The organism is Streptomyces sp. NPDC007983, assembly GCF_042958345.1.
Classification (GTDB): Bacteria; Actinomycetota; Actinomycetes; order Streptomycetales; family Streptomycetaceae; genus Streptomyces.
Genome location: NZ_JBIBJI010000001.1, coordinates 216360 through 236203, shown reverse-complemented (window position 1 = coordinate 236203; position 19844 = coordinate 216360). Strand labels below are relative to the sequence as shown.

General features: G+C 71.5%; 16 protein-coding genes. 14 read left to right on the top strand and 2 right to left on the bottom strand.

What is annotated here, in order from left to right:
- The first annotated feature begins 158 nt into the window (after nt 1–158).
- The 10 genes from ACFZCY_RS01130 (at nt 159) to ACFZCY_RS01085 (ending at nt 8897) form a co-directional block, all read left to right on the top strand.
- Nucleotides 159–1094, top strand: coding sequence for a DUF2520 domain-containing protein (locus ACFZCY_RS01130; RefSeq protein WP_391168424.1), 936 nt, complete (start codon nt 159–161; stop codon nt 1092–1094).
- A complete protein-coding gene (panC, locus tag ACFZCY_RS01125; protein ID WP_391168423.1) occupies nt 1091–2068 on the top strand; it encodes a pantoate--beta-alanine ligase in 978 nt (325 codons plus the stop codon). The genes ACFZCY_RS01130 and panC overlap by 4 nt, the downstream gene beginning before the upstream one ends.
- A gap of 8 nt (nt 2069–2076) precedes the next feature.
- Nucleotides 2077–3846: an L-aspartate oxidase gene (locus ACFZCY_RS01120; RefSeq protein ID WP_391169358.1), complete on the top strand. Its 1770-nt coding sequence runs from the start codon at nt 2077–2079 to the stop codon at nt 3844–3846.
- On the top strand, nt 3843–4898 hold the full coding sequence (gene nadC, locus ACFZCY_RS01115) for a carboxylating nicotinate-nucleotide diphosphorylase (RefSeq protein ID WP_391168422.1): 1056 nt from the start codon (nt 3843–3845) through the stop codon (nt 4896–4898). The genes ACFZCY_RS01120 and nadC overlap by 4 nt, the downstream gene beginning before the upstream one ends.
- A 96-nt stretch (nt 4899–4994) precedes the next feature.
- Nucleotides 4995–5792, top strand: a complete 798-nt coding sequence (locus ACFZCY_RS01110; RefSeq protein ID WP_055546476.1) for a type III pantothenate kinase — start codon at nt 4995–4997, stop codon at nt 5790–5792.
- Nucleotides 5793–6185: 393 nt separating this feature from the next.
- Nucleotides 6186–7037, top strand: a complete 852-nt coding sequence (locus tag ACFZCY_RS01105) for a hypothetical protein (protein ID WP_391168420.1) — start codon at nt 6186–6188, stop codon at nt 7035–7037.
- Nucleotides 7038–7071: 34 nt separating this feature from the next.
- Nucleotides 7072–7266 (top strand): hypothetical protein, encoded by a 195-nt coding sequence (locus ACFZCY_RS01100; protein WP_391168418.1) that lies wholly within the window; start codon nt 7072–7074, stop codon nt 7264–7266.
- Nucleotides 7267–7401: 135 nt separating this feature from the next.
- Nucleotides 7402–7797, top strand: a complete 396-nt coding sequence (locus tag ACFZCY_RS01095; protein WP_391168417.1) for a BlaI/MecI/CopY family transcriptional regulator — start codon at nt 7402–7404, stop codon at nt 7795–7797.
- Between the two features lie 22 nt (nt 7798–7819).
- Nucleotides 7820–8341 carry an amino-acid N-acetyltransferase gene (locus ACFZCY_RS01090; protein WP_055546482.1) on the top strand — a complete coding sequence of 174 codons (522 nt, stop codon included), beginning with the start codon at nt 7820–7822 and terminating at the stop codon, nt 8339–8341.
- Nucleotides 8342–8561: 220 nt separating this feature from the next.
- Nucleotides 8562–8897, top strand: a complete 336-nt coding sequence (locus tag ACFZCY_RS01085; protein ID WP_361473612.1) for an Lsr2 family protein — start codon at nt 8562–8564, stop codon at nt 8895–8897.
- Between the two features lie 5 nt (nt 8898–8902).
- Here the strand turns inward: ACFZCY_RS01085 and ACFZCY_RS01080 are convergent, their stop codons facing one another.
- Nucleotides 8903–9532 (bottom strand): SCO3374 family protein, encoded by a 630-nt coding sequence (locus tag ACFZCY_RS01080; RefSeq protein ID WP_391168416.1) that lies wholly within the window; start codon nt 9530–9532, stop codon nt 8903–8905.
- Nucleotides 9533–10008: 476 nt separating this feature from the next.
- On the opposite strand from ACFZCY_RS01080, the gene ACFZCY_RS01075 reads away from it, so the two are divergent.
- Nucleotides 10009–12531, top strand: coding sequence for an ATP-dependent Clp protease ATP-binding subunit (locus tag ACFZCY_RS01075; protein WP_055546488.1), 2523 nt, complete (start codon nt 10009–10011; stop codon nt 12529–12531).
- 474 nt (nt 12532–13005) lie between these two features.
- Nucleotides 13006–14181 (top strand): macrolide family glycosyltransferase, encoded by a 1176-nt coding sequence (locus ACFZCY_RS01070; protein ID WP_391168415.1) that lies wholly within the window; start codon nt 13006–13008, stop codon nt 14179–14181.
- A 70-nt stretch (nt 14182–14251) separates the two neighbouring features.
- Here the strand turns inward: ACFZCY_RS01070 and ACFZCY_RS01065 are convergent, their stop codons facing one another.
- Entirely contained in the window at nt 14252–16060 is a 1809-nt protein-coding gene (locus tag ACFZCY_RS01065) for a 5'-nucleotidase C-terminal domain-containing protein (RefSeq protein WP_391168414.1), read from the bottom strand.
- 356 nt (nt 16061–16416) lie between these two features.
- On the opposite strand from ACFZCY_RS01065, the gene mshD reads away from it, so the two are divergent.
- Entirely contained in the window at nt 16417–17349 is a 933-nt protein-coding gene (gene mshD, locus ACFZCY_RS01060) for a mycothiol synthase (RefSeq protein ID WP_391168412.1), read from the top strand.
- A gap of 214 nt (nt 17350–17563) precedes the next feature.
- The gene (locus ACFZCY_RS01055; protein ID WP_391168411.1) at nt 17564–19819 is read left to right on the top strand and encodes an RNA degradosome polyphosphate kinase; all 2256 of its coding nucleotides are present in this window, start codon (nt 17564–17566) and stop codon (nt 19817–19819) included.
- The last annotated feature ends 25 nt before the right edge of the window (nt 19820–19844 follow it).

Below are 19844 nucleotides of genomic sequence, written 5' to 3'. Positions count from 1 at the left end.
ACAGGTGGAGGCAGGTGGAGGCAGGTGGAGGCAGGCGGCGTCGGGCGGGGTTGTCCACAGGCGTGGGGACACACCCGGTTCCCCCCAGGGGCACTCGCGTAGCATGGCGGGGAATCGTCCGGTACCCCCTGAGGACTGGAACGGAAGGCCGCAGTCGCGTGAACGCACATCCACTTCCCGAGCCGCGGGACCGCCCGGCCCGGCTCACCGTCGGCGTCGTCGGCGCCGGTCGCGTCGGCCCGGCGCTCGCCGCCTCGCTGCGGCTGGCCGGGCACCGCCCCGTCGCCGCCTCCGGCGTCTCCGACGCCTCCGTGAGCCGGGCCGCCGCCCTGCTCCCCGAGGTCCCGATCGTCCCGCCCGCCGAGGTGCTGGCGCGGGCCGAGCTGGTGCTGCTCACCGTCCCCGACGACGCCCTGCCCGAGCTGGTCGCGGGCCTCGCCGAGACCGGTGCGGTGCGCCCCGGCCAGCTGCTGGTGCACACCTCCGGCCGCTATGGCACCGGCGTGCTGGAGCCCGCACTGCGGGCCGGTGCGCTGCCGCTCGCGCTGCACCCCGTGATGACCTTCACCGGCACCCCGGTCGACGTCCAGCGGCTCGCGGGCTGCTCCTTCGGTGTCACCGCCCCCGAGGAGCTGCGGCTCGCGGCCGAGGCGCTGGTCATCGAGATGGGCGGCGAGCCCGAGTGGGTCGCGGAGGAGTCCCGCCCGCTGTATCACGCGGCCCTCGCCATCGGCGCCAACCACCTGGTCACCCTGGTCGCCCAGGCCATGGAGCTGCTGCGCGCGTCCGGGGTCGAGGCGCCCGACCGGATGCTCGGCCCGCTGCTCGGCGCCGCCCTGGACAACTCGCTGCGCAGCGGCGACGCCGCGCTCACCGGCCCGGTCGCCCGCGGCGACGCGGGCACGGTCGCCGCGCACGTCCAGGAGCTGCGGCGGCACGCGCCGCAGGCCGTCGCCGGATATCTCGCGATGGCCCGGGCCACGGCGGACCGGGCGCTCGCGCACGGGATGCTCAAGCCGGAGCTGGCGGAGAACCTGCTGGGCGTTCTGTCGGATGTCTCGGATGCCCGGGGCCGGGGAGGAGCGGGATCGTGAGCCCGAAGCTGTGGACCAAGCCGAGCCCCGGTGAGCCGGACGTCGAGCTGTTCGCGCGCCGCGCGGACTTCGACGCGGCGCTGACGCACTTCGCCGCGCCGGGGCGTACGGCCGTCGTCATGACCATGGGCGCGCTGCACGACGGGCACGCCTCGCTGATCCGCGCCGCGCGCGCCCGGGTCGGCGCCAAGGGCCTCGTCACCGTCACCGTCTTCGTCAACCCGCTGCAGTTCGGCGCGGGCGAGGACCTGGACCGCTATCCGCGCACGCTCGACGCCGACCTGGAGGTCGCGTCCGCCGCCGGCGCTGACATCGTCTTCGCCCCCTCGGCCGAGGAGGTGTACGGCAGCGGCGAGCCGCGGATACGGATGGCCGCCGGGGCCATGGGCGAGGGGTACGAGGGCGCCTCCCGGCCCGGTCACTTCGACGGGGTGCTCACCGTCGTCGCCAAGCTGCTCCACCTCACCCGCCCGGACTTCGCCTTCTTCGGCGAGAAGGACGCGCAGCAGCTGGTGCTGGTCCGCCGGATGGTGCGGGACCTGGACTTCCCGGTGGAGATCGTCGGTGTCCCCACGGTCCGGGAGGGCGACGGGCTCGCCCTCTCCAGCCGTAACCGCTACCTGTCGGCGCCGGAGCGGGACACCGCGCTGGCCCTGTCCCGGGCGCTGTTCGCGGGGCGTGACGCGGGGCTGCTGGCGGCGCGGGCCGCCGGGAGCAGCGAAGGCGGCGATACGGACGGCCTCGTCCGGGTCGGCTCGCCCGGCGCGGTGCGGGCCGCGGCGCGCGCGGTGCTGGAGGAGGCGGCCCTCCTCCAACCACCGCTCGCCCTCGACTACCTGGACCTGATCGACCCGGAGAGCTTCACCGAGGCACCCGACGACCACACCGGTGAGGCCGTCCTGGCCGTCGCCGCCAAGGTCGGCTCCACGCGGCTGATCGACAACATCCGGCTGCGGTTCGGAGCGGACGCGTGAGCGGGCCGATGACCGGGCCGTCCGCCGCCATGGCCCCGGCCGCCGCCCTGCGCGCCCCCGCCCCCGGCTGGGCCACCGAGGCCGATGTCGTGGTCGTGGGCTCGGGCGTCGCGGGCCTGACCGTGGCGCTGCGCTGCGCCGCCGCCGGGGCGAAGGTCACCGTCGTCACCAAGGCCCGCCTCGACGACGGCTCCACGCGCTGGGCCCAGGGCGGCATAGCCGCCGCCCTCGGCGAGGGCGACACCCCCGAGCAGCATCTCGACGACACGCTCGTCGCGGGCGCCGGGCTGTGCGACGAGCGGGCCGTGCGGATGCTGGTCACCGAGGGCCCCGACGCGGTCCGCCGCCTCATCGGCACCGGCGCCCGCTTCGACGCCGACGACGACACCGGCGAGATCCTGCTGACCCGCGAGGGCGGCCACCACCGCCGCCGCATCGCCCACGCGGGCGGCGACGCGACCGGCGCGGAGATCTCCCGCGCCCTGGTCGACGCGGTGCGCGAGGCCGGGATCGACACCGTCGAGAACGCCCTCGTGCTCGACCTCCTCAAGGACGCCTCCGGCAGCGCCGCGGGCGTCACCCTGCACGTCATGGGCGAGGGCGCGCGGGACGGCGTGGGCGCGGTCCACGCGGGCGCCGTCGTCCTCGCGACCGGCGGCATGGGCCAGGTCTTCTCCGCCACCACCAACCCCGCCGTCTCCACGGGCGACGGCGTCGCCCTCGCGCTGCGCGCCGGGGCGGAGGTGAGCGATCTGGAGTTCGTCCAGTTCCACCCCACGGTGCTGTGGCTCGGCCCGGAGGCCGAGGGGCAGCAGCCGCTGGTCTCCGAGGCGGTGCGGGGCGAGGGCGCCCATCTGGTGGACGCGGACGGCGTGCGCTTCATGGTGGGGCAGCACGAGCTGGCCGAGCTGGCGCCCCGCGACATCGTCGCCAAGGGCATCATGCGGCGGATGCGGGAGCAGGGCACCGAGCACATGTACCTGGACGCCCGCCACTTCGGCGCCCGGATGTGGGAGCACCGCTTCCCGACCATCCTGGCCGCCTGCCGGTCCCACGGCATCGACCCGGTCACCCAGCCGATCCCGGTGGCCCCCGCCGCGCACTACGCCAGCGGCGGGGTGTGGACGGACCTGCGGGGGCGGACGACGGTGCCGGGGCTGTACGCGTGCGGGGAGACGGCCTGCACGGGCGTGCACGGCGCGAACCGGCTGGCGTCCAACTCGCTGCTGGAGGGCCTGGTCTTCGCCGAGCGCATCGCGGCGGACATCGCCGAGCGCGACCCGGCGGACGTCGCCGGCCCGGCCCGCATACCGGACCCCGCACCCCAGGACACGGCCGCCCCCGAGGCGGGGCAGGGCGGGGGAGGGCCCCTGCTCGCCCCCGAGGCCCGGTACGCCGTCCAGCGCATCATGACCGCCGGCGCCGGAGTCCTCCGCTCCGCGACAAGCCTCGCCCACGCCGCCGGGCAGCTGGACCGCGTCCAGGACGACGCCGTCGAGACGCTGCGCCGCGACGGCAAGACGTCCGAGCCCGGCGTCGAGACCTGGGAGGCGACGAACCTCCTCCTCGTGGCCCGGGTCCTGGTGGCCGCCGCGCTCCGGCGCGAGGAGACCCGCGGCTGCCACTGGCGGGAGGACCGCCCCGACCGGGACGACGCGGCCTGGCGGCGGCACCTCCTGGTCACCCTCGGCCCCGACGGCTCGCTCGACGTCCGTACGACGGACTCCGCGGCGTTCCCCTCACCCACCACCCGATCCGAGACGGAGTCCCACCCGTGAGCAGCACCTCCGACGACCGCCAGCAGAGTCCCCCACAGCCCGTGGCGCTTCCGCTGCTCCAGATCGGCGTCCCGGGCGGCGGCGAGGGCGGCGGCTGCGGCAGCGCCTGCGGCTGTGGCAGCGGCGCCGACGACGACGGCGCGTACGGGCTCGACCCGATGGAGTGCGGCCTCGACCCCGACCTGGCCCAGCTGCTGGACGCGGCCGGGCTCGACCCCGTCCAGGTCGAGGACATCGCGCACATGGCGATCGAGGAGGACCTCGACCAGGGCGTGGACGTGACGACCGTCGCCACCGTTCCCGAGGACGCCTTCGCCACCGGCGACTTCACGGCCCGTGAGGCGGGCACCGTGGCCGGGCTGCGGATCGCCGAGGCGATCCTGTCCGTCGTCTGCACGGACGAGTTCGAGGTCGAGCGGCATGTCGAGGACGGCGACCGGGTCGAGCCCGGCCAGAAGCTGCTGAGCGTCCGCACCCGCACCCGCGACCTGCTCACCGGCGAGCGCAGCGCGCTCAACCTGCTGTGCCGTCTCTCCGGCATCGCGACCGCGACCCGCGCCTGGGCCGACGCCCTGGAGGGGACGAAGACGAAGGTCCGCGACACCCGGAAGACGACGCCGGGGCTGCGCGCGCTGGAGAAGTACGCGGTGCGCTGCGGCGGCGGCGTCAACCACCGCATGTCGCTGTCGGACGCGGCGCTCGTCAAGGACAACCACGTGGTCGCGGCGGGCGGCGTGGCGCAGGCGTTCAGCGCCGTACGGGACGAGTTCCCGGATCTGCCGATCGAGGTGGAGGTCGACACCCTGGACCAGATCCCGCCGGTCCTGGAGGCGGGCGCCGATCTGATCCTGCTGGACAACTTCACCCCGGAGCGCACCCGCGAGGCGGTCGCACTGGTCGCGGGCCGGGCCGCGCTGGAGTCCTCGGGCCGCCTGACGCTGGCCAACGCCCGTACGTACGCCGAGACGGGCGTCGACTACCTGGCGGTCGGCGCGCTCACCCACTCGTCCCCGATCCTCGACATCGGCCTGGACCTGCGCGACGCGGGGTGACTGAACCATGCTGCTGACCATCGGCCCGCCCGTCGCCCCGCCCACCACCCCAGAACTCGCCCTCTGCCGTGAGCCCGACCGGAAGCGGTGTCGCCCATGCTGCTGACCATCGACGTGGGAAACACGCATACCGTCCTCGGCCTCTTCGACGGGGAGGAGATCGTCGAGCACTGGCGGATCTCCACCGACGCCCGCCGCACCGCCGACGAACTGGCCGTCCTGCTGCAGGGCCTGATGGGGATGCATCCGCTGCTCGGCGAGGAGCTGGGCGACGGCATCGAGGGCATCTCGATCTGCTCCACCGTCCCCTCCGTCCTGCACGAGCTGCGCGAGGTTACCCGCCGCTACTACGGCGATGTGCCGTCCGTGCTGGTGGAGCCGGGCGTGAAGACCGGCGTGCCGATCCTGATGGACAACCCGAAGGAGGTCGGCGCCGACCGGATCATCAACGCCCTGGCCGCCGTCGAGCTGTACGAGGGCCCGTGCGTGGTCGTCGACTTCGGCACCGCGACCACCTTCGACGCGGTCAGCTCGCGCGGCGAGTACGTGGGCGGGGTGATCGCGCCCGGTATCGAGATCTCGGTCGAGGCGCTGGGCGTGCGCGGCGCGCAGCTGCGCAAGATCGAGCTGGCCCGGCCGCGCAGCGTGATCGGCAAGAACACCGTGGAGGCCATGCAGTCCGGCATCCTGTACGGCTTCGCGGGCCAGGTCGACGGGATCGTCCGGCGCATGGCGCGCGAGCTGGCCGAGGACCCCGAGGACGTGACGGTGATCGCCACCGGCGGTCTGGCCCCGATGGTGCTGGGCGAGGCCTCGGTGATCGACGAGCATGAGCCCTGGCTCACCCTGATCGGGCTGCGGCTGGTCTACGAGCGCAACGTCGCGCGCGGCTGATCGGCGCCGATCGGGCCGTTGGTGCCCGATCGCGCCGAAAACACCGTTCACCTGCGAACTCGGCGGTATTGGCGGCATTACGAAACGAATTCCGCGCGGTGTTCATCGCGGTGTTCATCGCACGGTTCATCGCGCTGTTCATTCGGCGGGGCGGCGCTGAGGGCACTCCACCGACTGCCGAGGCGCAGTCGAGGAATGCCGTCCCGTCGAATTCGGGATCGACAAGCGGAACCCGCCCGGCCGCGCCCCGAGCCCTCCCGCCCGGGCTCCGGACGGGCTCCGTCAGGGCGGCGGACCCGCCTCCGGCTCCCACCGCCGAATGGCCGCCCCCGCAACGCGCCGCACCGCCCGCCGCTCAGCGAAATTTGTCCGCTTAGCACTTAAAGTCCTCCCATGCCCACGCCCTATGGATCCCGCGGCGGAATGGCGTTCAGTGCGGATGAGCTGCGTGTGCTCCGACGCGCCCTCGCCATCGCCCTCCAACCCGAACCCGTCACTCCCCCCGGCCCCCACGGCCCGGACCGGGCGGAGGAGGTCCAGGACTGTTTCCGGCTCGCCGAGGCCGTGGACGAGGCGGTCCGCGAGGGCGGGCGGCTGCGAGCGTTCCTGCTCGACGAGCTGGCCCGCTATCGCGCTGCCCTCCCCGGTGCCGCCGTCGGCTATCTGGAGCAGCTCGAGGGCGCCCTGGCCGCCGGTTACGAGCCGCTCCCGGAGGACCTGGCCGCGCTGCGGACGCTGTGCCGGGCCACCGCGTCGGACGGCGAGGCCGAGCGCCGCCGCGCGCTGCTGAGCCACTGCGAGCGCCTGGCCGAGCGCTGCGTACGCGCCCGGCTCGCGACGCGTGCCGTGGCCCCCGCGCCGGCCCGCTCCCGCCCCCTGGAGGCCCGGCTGCGCGCCCTGCCGGGCGGCGTCGGAGCCGCACGGGGAGCAGCCGTGCCCGGGGGAGTGCCCGGGCCGCTGCTGAAGGACGAGGAGCCGAAGCAGGAGCCGCGCAAGAAGCCCACTCCCGCCCCCGACCGCGGCGACCGCGAGGAGCCGAAGCGGCGGGAGCCGGGCCGTGGCACCCCGCAACGCCCGCAGCGGCCGGTGCCGACGCCCGCCGAGGTCTTCCCGCCCAAGCGCCGCCGCCCCTCCCCGCCGCCGGACCACGAGTCCCGCCTCGGCCCCAGCCAAAGGCCCGACGTCAGGCCGGGTGCCAGGCCCGGCGTCAGGCCCGGCGCGGGGGCCGACGCGGGGGCCGCGTAATCTGGGGACATCGAGCAAAAGGAGGCCGATAGCCATGGATTACGTCTCCGCGCTGGTTCCGCCCCTGGTGATGGCCGTGGCCTTCACCTTTCTGATCGTGACGATGATCAAGAGTCAGGGCGGCGCCAACAAGGCGAAGGAGGACCACCTCGTGGACGCGGCGCTCGCCCGCGCCGAGGCGGACCGCACGGCGCCGGCCGGTCAGGCACCGGTCAGCGACGCGTCCTGACGCCGGCCCCACACCGCCCCGTCTTCACCCCCCGCTTCACCGCCACGCCCCGGGATGCGCCCGCATCCCGGGGCGTGCGGCCTTTCGGTGCCCACATCCCCCGACATTCGGCACATCTCCCACTATTATTCACGTGTGCCTCGGCCATTGGGAGAGCTCGAAGACGCGGTCATGACGCGGGTGTGGAAGTGGAACCGCCCGGTCACGGTCCGAGAAGTGCTGGAAGACCTTCAACGAGAACGCTCGATCGCCTACACGACGGTCATGACCGTAATGGACAACCTCCATCACAAGGGCTGGCTCCGCAGGGAGGTGCAAGGCCGCGCCTATCGATATGCCGCGGTCTCCACCAGGGCCGCCTACTCGGCCGCACTGATGAACGAAGCGTGGTCGACCAGTGACAACCCGGCGGCGGCCCTCGTCGCGTTCTTCGGGATGATGTCCGAAGAGCAGCGAGATGCACTGCGGGATGCCATGCGGGTCGCACAACTCGGTGAGCCCGGGGAGAGCCCCGGTGAGTCGGAGCGATGAGCCGGGGCGATAGCGTCCGGCCATGTCCTCTGCACTATCAAAAGTAGTCACCGTCCGCCGCGCCCGGACCAGCGATGTACGAGCGGTGCGCCGGCTCATCGACTCCTACGTGAGCGATCGCATCCTGCTCGACAAAGCCACGGTGACCCTTTACGAGGACATCCAGGAGTTCTGGGTCGCGGAGCGGGACGAGGACGCTGAGGTCATTGGCTGCGGCGCACTCCACGTCATGTGGGAAGACCTCGCGGAGGTTCGTACTCTCGCGGTGGATCCCGCTTCCAAGGGGAGTGGTGTAGGCCACCTGGTGCTCGACAAGCTGTTGCAGACGGCGCGCTGGCTCGGCGTCCGGCGCATTTTCTGCCTCACCTTCGAAGTCGACTTCTTCACCAAGCACGGCTTCGTGGAGATCGGCGAGACGCCGGTCGACGGGGATGTCTACAGCGAGCTGCTGCGTTCCTATGACGAGGGCGTCGCCGAGTTCCTGGGTCTCGAACGGGTGAAGCCGAACACCCTTGGCAACAGCCGGATGCTTCTGCAACTGTGATCGCGGGCCCTATGTCCGAATCGCGCCCCTATCACATAGCTCCGGAACAGTGGGTTCCATCAGCCTTCCCGCATGGTCGATCGGTCGAACCTTCCCGGAGGGTTTGTGTTTTTCCGGGAAAAGCGGTTTCCTATTCTCCCGTAGTGTAATTACCTGGGGGGTGTGACATCAGCGGCTAAGGCCGCGCCCCGAGCCCCCCGTTTTCCCTGAAAGGAACCCCATGGCACAGAAGGTTCAGGTCCTTCTTGTCGACGACCTCGACGGCGGCGAGGCGGACGAGACCGTGACGTTCGCGCTGGACGGCAAGAGCTACGAGATCGACCTCAACACGGCCAACGCGGACAAGCTCCGTGACGCCCTGGAGCCGTTCACCAAGGGTGGCCGTCGCACCGGTGGCCGGGCCTCCGGTGGCCGCGGCAAGGCGCGTGCGGCGTCGGGCAGCGGTCAGGACACCGCGAAGATCCGCGCCTGGGCGAAGGAGAACGGCTACGAGGTCAACGACCGCGGCCGCGTTCCGGCGACCGTTCGCGAGGCGTACGAGAAGGCCAACGGCTGAGCACGTCACCCTTCCCCGGCTCGCCGCTGTCTGGGCAGTGGCCGGGCGCGCAGCAACCGGGCTCGGTGGCACTCCGTGGCCGCCGCACCCACGAGCCGCACGAGGTCGGGGGCGTCCCCATCGTCCCCGAAGGCTGTCACCGGCAGCGTCGGCTCCACCCCGCCCCCCGGCTCGGGAGGCCGCAGCCATACGGCGGCCTCCTGCGGGCACCGTTCACCGGGCGCCTCGGGCGTCCCGGGTTCCCCGGGCGGAGGCCACGAGGCGGAGGGACACGGAGCGGTGATCCGGCCGCCGGCGCCGAGTGCGGTCAGATCCAGCGGAATCCCGCCCCACTCCAGCCAGTCGAGCAGCCCCGGCAGCTCGTCGGCGCTGCCCGCGGCCATCAGCAGCCGCATCCAGGGGCCCTCCACCGCGACCGGACCGGTCCGCGGTACGCGCCGCAGCAGCGCGGAACCGGCGACGACCGGCAGCTCCAGTACGTCGAATGCCACCCCCGTGAGCAGCTCGACGGGACCGCTGCCGGTCGTCGGCCACCCCAGCTCCCGTTCGTACCACCGCGCACACCCCGATGCCCCCGGTCCGAGGGCCGAGCGGTCCTGTGAGCGGCCGGACGGTGCCGCGGCGGTGGAGATCATGCCCAGAGAAACTGTCTCCCCGGCCGAAGGTTACGTCCCGCCGTTTACGTAGCGTGGCCGAATCGGCGCGCTGCGTGACCGGGCGAGGGTCTGCAGGGGTGGTGAACCGGCGCAAGGTTGTTCGCCCGTAGCGGAGGGAACCGGCCCGCGCGGCATGGAGTGTCCGTGCTTGCGGGTAAGACATCCCTAGTGGGAGGGGCGGTCCGCGTGTCGGGAGAAAGGGGCGTTCGCCATCGGCGTAGTGACGGTGGGCGTATATGCCTGGCCTGCGGGAACATCGTCTCGCACCATCGGGTTGGAGCAGTTGTCGGCTGTTCGGGCAGGAGGCCATCTGCTGTGAGCCCTGTGAGAGTGGGGCCGATCCGGACGGTTGTCGGCAGTTGGAATGAGCTGTCCCGGGTTGCGGGACTAGCATGCGGAAGGACAGGGAGGGGATCGTCCCCGATCTTTCTGACCGCTCTGAGGAGCGATTAACGATGTTCGAGAGGTTCACCGACCGCGCGCGGCGGGTTGTCGTCCTGGCTCAGGAAGAAGCCCGGATGCTCAACCACAACTACATCGGCACCGAACACATTCTCCTGGGCCTGATCCACGAGGGTGAGGGTGTCGCCGCTAAGGCCCTGGAGAGCCTCGGGATTTCGCTCGAGGCGGTCCGCCAGCAGGTGGAGGAGATCATCGGTCAGGGCCAGCAGGCCCCGTCCGGGCACATCCCCTTCACCCCCCGTGCCAAGAAGGTGCTGGAGCTGTCGCTCCGCGAAGCCCTTCAGCTCGGTCACAACTACATCGGTACGGAGCACATCCTGCTCGGCCTGATCCGCGAGGGCGAGGGCGTCGCCGCCCAGGTCCTCGTGAAGCTGGGCGCCGATCTGAACCGGGTGCGGCAGCAGGTCATCCAGCTGCTCTCCGGCTACCAGGGCAAGGAAGCCGCCACGGCCGGCGGCCCGGCGGAGGGCACGCCCTCCACCTCGCTCGTCCTGGACCAGTTCGGCCGCAACCTGACGCAGGCCGCCCGCGAATCCAAGCTCGACCCGGTCATCGGGCGCGAGAAGGAGATCGAGCGGGTCATGCAGGTGCTTTCGCGCCGCACCAAGAACAACCCGGTCCTCATCGGCGAGCCCGGCGTCGGCAAGACGGCGGTCGTCGAGGGACTGGCCCAGGCCATCGTCAAGGGCGAGGTGCCCGAGACCCTCAAGGACAAGCACCTCTACACCCTGGACCTGGGCGCCCTGGTCGCCGGCTCCCGCTACCGCGGTGACTTCGAGGAGCGCCTGAAGAAGGTCCTCAAGGAGATCCGCACCCGCGGCGACATCATCCTGTTCATCGACGAGCTCCACACCCTGGTGGGTGCGGGCGCCGCCGAGGGCGCGATCGATGCCGCGAGCATCCTCAAGCCGATGCTGGCGCGGGGCGAGCTGCAGACCATCGGCGCGACGACGCTCGACGAGTACCGCAAGTACCTGGAGAAGGACGCGGCCCTGGAGCGCCGCTTCCAGCCCATCCAGGTCGCCGAGCCGTCGCTGCCGCACACCATCGAGATCCTCAAGGGCCTGCGGGACCGCTACGAGGCGCACCACCGCGTCTCGATCACGGACTCGGCCCTGGTCGCCGCCGCCACCCTGGCCGACCGCTACATCTCGGACCGCTTCCTGCCGGACAAGGCGATCGACCTGATCGACGAGGCCGGTTCCCGGATGCGGATCCGCCGGATGACCGCGCCGCCGGACCTGCGCGAGTTCGACGAGAAGATCGCCGACGTGCGCCGGGAGAAGGAGTCCGCGATCGACTCGCAGGACTTCGAGATGGCCGCGGGCCTGCGCGACAAGGAGAAGCAGCTCCTGGCCGCGAAGGCGAAGCGGGAGAAGGAGTGGAAGGCCGGCGACATGGATGTCGTCGCCGAGGTCGACGAGGAGCTGATCGCCGAGGTCCTGGCCACGGCCACCGGCATCCCGGTCTTCAAGCTCACCGAGGAGGAGTCCTCCCGGCTGCTGCGCATGGAGGACGAGCTGCACAAGCGCGTCATCGGCCAGAAGGACGCCATCAAGGCGCTCTCCCAGGCCATCCGGCGCACGCGTGCGGGCCTCAAGGACCCCAAGCGCCCCGGCGGCTCGTTCATCTTCGCGGGCCCGTCCGGTGTCGGTAAGACCGAGCTGAGCAAGACTCTCGCCGAGTTCCTCTTCGGCGACGAGGACGCGATGATCTCGCTCGACATGTCGGAGTTCAGCGAGAAGCACACCGTCTCGCGGCTCTTCGGCTCCCCGCCCGGATACGTGGGCTACGAGGAGGGCGGCCAGCTCACCGAGAAGGTGCGCCGCAAGCCGTTCTCCGTGGTCCTCTTCGACGAGGTCGAGAAGGCCCACCCGGACATCTTCAACTCGCTGCTGCAGATCCTGGAGGACGGTCGGCTGACCGACTCCCAGGGCCGGGTCGTGGACTTCAAGAACACGGTGATCATCATGACCACCAACCTCGGCACCCGGGATATCTCCAAGGGCTTCAACCTGGGCTTCGCCGCCCAGGGCGATGTGAAGACCGGCTACGAGCGGATGAAGGCCAAGGTCAACGAGGAGCTGAAGCAGCACTTCCGCCCCGAGTTCCTGAACCGTGTCGACGACACCGTCGTCTTCCACCAGCTCACCGAGGAAGACATCATCCAGATCGTCGACCTCATGGTCACCAAGGTGGACGAGCGGCTCAAGGACCGCGACATGGGCATCGAGCTCAGCGGTGACGCCAAGAAGCTGCTCGCCAAGCGGGGCTACGACCCCGTGCTGGGCGCCCGGCCGCTGCGCCGGACGATTCAGCGGGAAATCGAGGACGTGCTCTCGGAGAAGATTCTCTTCGGCGAGCTGCGTCCGGGCCACATCGTGGTCGTGGACACCGAGGGCGAGGGTGAAGAGAAGAAGTTCACCTTCCGCGGCGAGGAGAAGTCCGCGCTGCCGGACACCCCGCCGATCGAGTCCGCCGCCGGCGGTGGCCCGAACCTGAGCAAGGACGCGTAAGCGTCACCTTGTGAGCGGCTGAGGGGCCGCTGGACCGTTTCTGAACGGTCCAGCGGCCCCTTTTGTCGTATGCGTCATTCCGATCACTTCGAAAGGCTCATGCGATAAAGAGCCGTCGGCTGCCGGGAAAGGGAAACGCCGGCGTTATGGGGCGCGTTTCGGCCGCGTGGCAGATACGCGCGGCTTCCGGCGCCCGTGGTCTTTGGGGGCGACGGCCCGCCGGGAGAGGGGGGAGAACGGGCGGCCCGTCGCAGGGGCGACCCTATGGCCGGACGCTGAGCGGGCGCTTATGGCGGGCTGAGCCGGGGGGAAAATCCGTACGGCCGGGCGAACGATCGACGGTAGTGTGCCCGCATGGACTCATTCCTTCAGATCTACGGCTGACACGCCGTTCCCTCCGGCGCACCGGCGAGATCGCCGCTGTGCCGGGCCGTCGTGTCCATTTCGCCGCAGACCTGAATCGAGTGATCTCTCATGTCCCGTCGCCGTGCCCATATCGCGATGGTCGGCATCCCCGCCATCAGCCATACGCTCCCCGGCCTCGAGGTGATCCGGGAGCTGGTGGCCCGTGGTCATCGCGTGACGTACGCCAATGACCCCTGCCGGGCGGATGTCATCGAGCCGACCGGTGCCGCGCTGGTGCCGTACGACTCGACCCTGCCCGTCGCCGACAACGACTGGCCCGAGGACCCCATCGCCGCGATGACCGTCTTCCTGGACGACGCGATCCAGGTGCTGCCGCAGCTGCGCGCCGCGTACGACGACGACCCCGCCGACCTCTACCTGTACGACATCGGCGGGTACGCCGGGCGGGCCCTCGCCGAGGAGCAGGGGCGCCCGGCGGTGCAGCTGTCGCCGTCCTTCGTCGCCTGGGAGGGCTACGAGGAGGAGGTCGCGGCGCAGATCATGGCGCTGCCGGGGGCCGACGCGTACCAGACGAAGTTCGCCGCGTGGCTGGCCGGCTGCGGGGCGGTGACCACCGACGTGAACGCCTTCTGCGGCCCGCCCGGGCGGGCGATCGCGCTGATCCCCCGGGCCATGCAGCCGAACGCCGACCGGGTTGACGAGAAGGTGGTGACGTTCGTCGGGCCGTGTCTCGGCGACCGCGCCGACCAGGGCCGGTGGGAACGCCCCGCGGGCGCCGAGAAGGTGCTGCTGGTCTCCCTGGGCTCGGCCTTCACCCGGCAGCCCGGCTTCTACCGGGAGTGCCTGGCCGCCTTCGGGGATCTGCCCGGCTGGCATGTCGTGCTGCAGATCGGCCGCTACGTCGACCCGGGGGAGCTGGGGCACGTACCGGCCAACGTCGAGGTCCACCGGTGGGTGCCGCAGCCGGCGATCCTGCGGCAGGCCGACGCGTTCGTCACCCACGCGGGGATGGGCGGCAGCGGCGAGGGCCTGTACTGCGGGCTGCCCATGATCGCCGTACTGCAGGGGGCCGAGCAGCCGATGAACGCCGACCGGCTCGTCGAACTGGGCGTGGCCCGCCGCGTCGACACGGCGGACGCGACCGCCGAGGTGCTGCGCACCGCGCTGCTGGACCTCACCGCGGACGAGGGCGTGGCCCGGCGGGCGGCGGACCTGCGGGACCGGACGCGGGCCGAGGGCGGCACGGCGCGGGCCGCGGACCTGATCGAGGAGATGCTGGGCTGACGCCCCGCAACACACCCGCGGCCCGGCCCTCCAGGCCGGGCCGCGGGTGCGGCCGGTGCGGCGGGTGCGGCTACTTCACGATGGTGATGCGGTCCGCCTTCGGCGGGTCCAGGGGCGCCGACGCCGAGGAGTGCGCGCCCAGGTAGGCCGTCAGCGCCTCCAGGTCGGAGGCGCCGACGAGCTTGTTCTTGCCGTCCTTGAAGGCGGGGAAGCCGTCGCCGCCGCCCGCGAGGAATTCGTTCATCGCGACGCGGTAGGTCTTGGCGGGGTCGAGGGGCTCACCGTTCAGCTTCACCGTGCCGGTGACGATCCGGTCCTTGCCGGACTTGGTCAGATCGAGGGTGTAGGTGAGGCCCTTCGAGACCTGGAGGATCTTGGGGGATGCCTCGTTGGAGCCGCTGACCTGCTGCTGGAGCGCGGAGATGAGCTGGGCTCCGGTCAGGTCGATGACGTTCATCATGTTGGTGAAGGGCTGCACGGTGAACGCCTCGCCGTACGTCACCACCCCGTCGCCCTCGCTGCCGGACGCCTTGTAGGCGAGGTCGGAGCGGATGCCGCCGGGGTTCATGAGGGCGATCTGGGCGCCGCCCTTGCCGTCCGGGGCGAGCGCTTCGAGCTGGGCGTCGGTGATGACGTCGCCCAGTGGGGATTCGTACGCGCCCGAGCCCCGGCCGTTGATGTCGGCGGAGACATAGCCGACGGGCTTGCTCGCGACGGGGGCGGCGAGCTTGTTCCAGCGGCCGATGAGGGACGTCATGTCGGCGGCCTTGGGCCGGTCGCGGTCGACGACGTGGTTCGCCGCGTGGGCGCCCTTCACGGTGGTGCGCACGATGTCGTTCGTGCGGCGGTCGTAAGTGAGGGTGGTGTCGGTGTAGAGGCGGCCGAAGGAGGCGGCGGAGGTGACGGTGCGCGGGGTGCCGGAGGGGTCCGGGATCGTGCACGCGTAGGCCTGGTGGGTGTGGCCGGTGACCAGGGCGTCGACCTTCGGGGTGACGTTCTTGGCGATGTCGACGATCGGACCGGAGATGCCCTTGCCCGCGCCGCCGTTGTCGCAGTCGTCGTTGTACGCGGCGGAGGCGGGCAGTCCGCCCTCGTGGATGAGGGCGACGATCGACTTCACGCCCTTGCGCTGCAGCTCCTTGGCGTACTTGTTGATCGTCTCGACCTCGTCGTGGAATTTCAGCCCCTTGACGCCCTCGGCGGTGACGACGTCGGGGGTGCCCTCCAGGGTGACGCCGATGAAGCCGACCTTGACGCCCTTGTGGCGCCAGACGGTGTACGGCTTGAGGATCGGCTTGCCGGTCTTCTCGTCGGTGACGTTGGCGGCCAGGTAGGGGAAGTCGGCGCCGCGGAAGGTCCTGCCCTTCTCGTAGCAGCCCTCCTTGGGGTGGCAGCCGCCATTCTGCATGCGGGTCAGCTCGGCGCGTCCCTCGTCGAATTCGTGGTTGCCGACGGAGGTGACGTCGAGGTCGAGCTTGTTGAGGGCTTCGATGGTCGGCTCGTCGTGGAAGAGGCCGGACATCAGCGGGCTCGCGCCGATCATGTCGCCGCCGGCGGCGGTGACGGAGTACTCGTGGCCCTTGCGGGCCTGGCGGAGCGCGGTGGCGAGGTATTCGGCGCCACCGGCCGGGATGGCCTTCGTGGTGCCGTCCGGCTGGGTCTCGGTGACGGTGCCGGAGGAGCCCTGCGGGGGCTCCAGGTTTCCGTGCAGGTCGTTGAAGGACAGCAGCTGTACGTCGACGGTGCGGCCGGGCCGGTGCCGCTGGGCGTCGGCCCCTGCCGGGTTCGCCGCGGACAGCACCCCGGCCGCGGCCGCCAGCACCGCGACTCCGGCGGCCAACCGCCGCGCGGGCCCGCGCCGTTGAGGTCTCGCTGACATGTCGTTCCCCTTTGTGCCCCGTGGTGTGTGTGGGCGGCAGCTTACGGTCAACGCGCGTAGCGGGGCAGGGGGATGAGGTTACGAGCTGATTGCGCCGCGGTGCCGCTTGTTGACGTCCCGGGAACGGCGCACGCCGGCCTCCCCGGCCCGGCACCGGCACCGGCATTTCTGGAGCGGACGTGTCCGACGACCACGGGTACGACCAGAGCACGTACGGCTACGACGATCAGAGCGACTTCAGCTCATACGACAGCTCGTCCGACAGCTGGCCGACTGGCTGCGGATCGCGGAAAGCGACCCGGGCTGGTGGCGGCGACTGCGGTGGTGCCGTGATGCCGGGTCGTAGGCTCGGTCCCATGGATGACGTGGTGAACGAGATGCCCGGTGCGCGCCGGATCGAGGTGCTGGACGAGCTGGCCCCCGCCGTGGTGGAGGACGTGCTGCGGCTGATCGCCGAGTCCGCACGCGCCGATGGGCAGCAGGCGGTGTCCGAGCAGGGGCGGCTGCAACTGCGGGGGCGCCGGGAGGGGGTGCGGCATCTGGTGCTGCGCGAGCCCAGCGGGGAGCTGGCCGGCTACGCACAGCTGGAGGACACCGACCCCGTGGAGGCCCCGGCCGCCGAGCTGGTGGTGAGCCCGGCGCACCGCGGCCGGGGGCACGGCCGGGCGCTGGGCGTGACGCTGCTGAAGGAGTCCGGGAAGCGGCTGCGGGTGTGGGCACACGGCGGGCACGCCTCGGCGCGCCATCTGGCGCAGGTGCTGGGGCTGACCCTGTTCCGTGAGCTGCGGCAGATGCGGCGGCCGCTGGGGCCGCCGGACGAGCTGGGCATTCCGGAGCCCACGCTGCCGGAGGGCATCACCGTACGGACCTTCCGGCCCGGCGCGGACGACGCGGCCTGGCTGGCCGCGAACGCCGCCGCCTTCGCCCATCACCCCGAGCAGGGCTCGCTCACCCAGCGCGACCTGGACGACCGCAAGGGCGAGGTGTGGTTCGACCCCGCCGGGTTCTTCCTGGCCGAGCGCGCGGGCGAGATCGTCGGCTTCCACTGGACGAAGGTGCACGGCGAGGAGCGGCTGGGCGAGGTGTACGTGGTGGGGGTGCGGCCGGACGCGCAGGGCGGCGGTCTCGGCCGGGCGCTGACCGCGATCGGGCTGCGGCATCTGGCGGCGCAGGGGCTGCCGACCGCGATGCTCTATGTCGACGCGGACAACTTCGCCGCCGTCTCCGTCTACGACCGGCTCGGCTTCGTCACGCATGAGACGGATCTGATGTATCGAACCGAGACCTGAGGGCAAGGGGTATCCGGGAGGGGCGGTCGGGACTCCCGTGGGTCGAGTCCCGATTTCCTAAGCGCCATGTCTCCGTTACCGACGGTTCAATCTCGGTTGCAAGCATCACTGAATGCAGCCCGCTGTGCCCGATCCCTCGAACCGGAGGCTCCGTGCCGCTCCCGCGCCGCCTTCCGCCACGCCGCGTCTCGTCGCGGCGCGGAACAATGAGGTCATGAACGAGTCCAGCGGTCAGGCACCCGTCCACGTTCCCCAGCCCCAGCCCCAGCCGTCGGTCGGGTCCATCGCGGCGCACCGTCCGCACGCGGTCGCCGCTCCGCCCGTACGGGCCCTGGATCCCGATCTCGACGCCGATCCGGACACCTACGAGGAAGAGGACGGCGGTCCGGACGCGGACGGCACCGAGCTGCCCCACAACCGGTTCCTGGACCGTGAGCGCAGCTGGCTGGCGTTCAACGAGCGGGTGCTGGAGCTGGCCGAGGACCCGGCGACGCCGCTGCTGGAGCGGGCGAACTTCCTCGCGATCTTCGCCAGCAACCTGGACGAGTTCTTCATGGTGCGGGTCGCGGGGCTCAAGCGGCGCATCGCGACCGGCGTGGCCACCCGCTCCGCCTCCGGGCTGCAGCCCCGGGAGGTGCTGGAGCTGATCTGGACCCGGTCCCGCGAGCTCATGGCCCGGCACGCCGCCTGCTACCAGCAGGACGTGGCCCCGGCGCTCGCCGAGGAGGGCATCCATCTGATCCGCTGGGCGGACCTCACGGAGAAGGAGCAGTCCCGCCTCTTCACCCTCTTCCGCCAGCAGATCTTCCCCGTCCTGACCCCGCTCGCGGTGGACCCGGCGCACCCGTTCCCCTACATCTCGGGGCTGTCGCTGAACCTCGCCGTGGTGGTCCGCAACCCGGTCAGCGGACACGATCACTTCGCACGTGTGAAGGTTCCGCCGCTGCTCTCCCGGTTCCTGGAGGCCTCCCCGCACCGGTACGTCCCGCTGGAGGACGTGATCGCGGCGCATCTGGAGGAGCTGTTCCCCGGCATGGAGGTGCTCGCGCACCACATGTTCCGGGTGACCCGCAACGAGGACCTGGAGGTCGAGGAGGACGACGCGGAGAACCTGCTCCAGGCCCTGGAGAAGGAGCTGCTGCGGCGCCGCTTCGGGCCCCCGGTGCGGCTGGAGGTCGAGGAGTCGATCGACCCGTACGTCCTCGACCTGCTCGTGCGCGAGCTGAAGGTCTCCGACGCCGAGGTGTACCCGCTGCCCGGCCCGCTCGACCTCACCGCGCTCTTCGACATAGCCGCCTCCGACCGGCCCGAGCTGAAGTACCCGAAGTTCGTCGCGGGCACCCACCGCGACCTGGCCGAGGTGGAGTCCGCCTCCGCGCCCGACATCTTCGCCGCGCTGCGCGAGCGCGACGTGCTGCTGCACCACCCGTACGACTCGTTCTCGACCTCCGTCCAGGCGTTCCTGGAGCAGGCCGCCGCCGACCCGGACGTCCTCGCGATCAAGCAGACCCTCTACCGGACGTCGGGCAAGTCGCCGATCGTCGACGCGCTCATCGACGCCGCCGAGTCCGGCAAGCAGGTGCTGGTGCTGGTCGAGATCAAGGCCCGGTTCGACGAGCAGGCCAACATCAAGTGGGCGCGCAAGCTGGAGGAGGCCGGGTGCCATGTGGTCTACGGCCTGGTCGGGCTGAAGACCCACTGCAAGCTGTCGCTGGTGGTCCGCCAGGAGGGCGAGACGCTGCGCCGCTACGCCCACGTCGGCACCGGCAACTACCACCCCAAGACGGCCCGGCTGTACGAGGACCTGGGGCTGCTCACCGCCGACCCCAAGGTCGGCGCGGACCTCTCCGACCTGTTCAACCGGCTCAGCGGCTACTCGCGCCGCGAGAACTACCGGCGGCTGCTCGTCGCCCCCAAGTCGCTGCGCGACGGGCTCGTCACCCGCATCCACAAGGAGATCACCCACCACCGGGCCGGGCGGCCCGCCTCCGTGCGGATCAAGGTCAACTCGATGGTGGACGAGGTCGTCATCGACGCCCTCTACCGGGCGTCGCGGGCCGGTGTGCCCGTCGACGTCTGGGTGCGCGGCATCTGCGCGCTGCGGCCGGGCGTCGAGGGGCTCTCGGAGAACATCCGGGTCCGCTCCATCCTGGGCCGGTTCCTGGAACACTCGCGCGTCTTCGCGTTCGGGAACGGCGGCGAACCGGAGGTGTGGCTCGGCAGCGCCGACATGATGCACCGCAATCTGGACCGCCGCATCGAGGCGCTGGTACGGGTCACCGACCCCGCCCACCGGGCGTCGCTCAGCCGTCTGCTGGAGACCGGCATGTCCGACTCCACCTCCTCCTGGCACCTGGGCCCGGACGGCGGCTGGACCCGGCACGCGACGGACGCGGACGGACAGCCGCTGCGGAACGTACAGGAGATGCTCATAGACGCCCGGAGGCGACGGCGTGGTTCAACGACATGACCTGCCGCTGGTCGGGATTACCGGG

Bases quoted from the DNA above. Each gene is read 5' to 3' on its own strand.
- ACFZCY_RS01120 (WP_391169358.1), top strand. From the start codon at position 2,077: ATGACCGGGCCGTCCGCCGCCATGGCCCCGGCCGCCGCCCTGCGCGCC.
- ACFZCY_RS01110 (WP_055546476.1), top strand. From the start codon at position 4,995: ATGCTGCTGACCATCGACGTGGGAAACACGCATACCGTCCTCGGCCTC.
- ACFZCY_RS01105 (WP_391168420.1), top strand. From the start codon at position 6,186: ATGCCCACGCCCTATGGATCCCGCGGCGGAATGGCGTTCAGTGCGGAT.
- ACFZCY_RS01100 (WP_391168418.1), top strand. From the start codon at position 7,072: ATGGATTACGTCTCCGCGCTGGTTCCGCCCCTGGTGATGGCCGTGGCC.
- ACFZCY_RS01090 (WP_055546482.1), top strand. From the start codon at position 7,820: ATGTCCTCTGCACTATCAAAAGTAGTCACCGTCCGCCGCGCCCGGACC.
- ACFZCY_RS01085 (WP_361473612.1), top strand. From the start codon at position 8,562: ATGGCACAGAAGGTTCAGGTCCTTCTTGTCGACGACCTCGACGGCGGC.
- ACFZCY_RS01080 (WP_391168416.1), bottom strand. From the start codon at position 9,532: ATGATCTCCACCGCCGCGGCACCGTCCGGCCGCTCACAGGACCGCTCG.
- ACFZCY_RS01075 (WP_055546488.1), top strand. From the start codon at position 10,009: ATGTTCGAGAGGTTCACCGACCGCGCGCGGCGGGTTGTCGTCCTGGCT.
- ACFZCY_RS01070 (WP_391168415.1), top strand. From the start codon at position 13,006: ATGTCCCGTCGCCGTGCCCATATCGCGATGGTCGGCATCCCCGCCATC.
- ACFZCY_RS01065 (WP_391168414.1), bottom strand. From the start codon at position 16,060: ATGTCAGCGAGACCTCAACGGCGCGGGCCCGCGCGGCGGTTGGCCGCC.
- mshD (WP_391168412.1), top strand. From the start codon at position 16,417: ATGGATGACGTGGTGAACGAGATGCCCGGTGCGCGCCGGATCGAGGTG.
- ACFZCY_RS01055 (WP_391168411.1), top strand. From the start codon at position 17,564: ATGAACGAGTCCAGCGGTCAGGCACCCGTCCACGTTCCCCAGCCCCAG.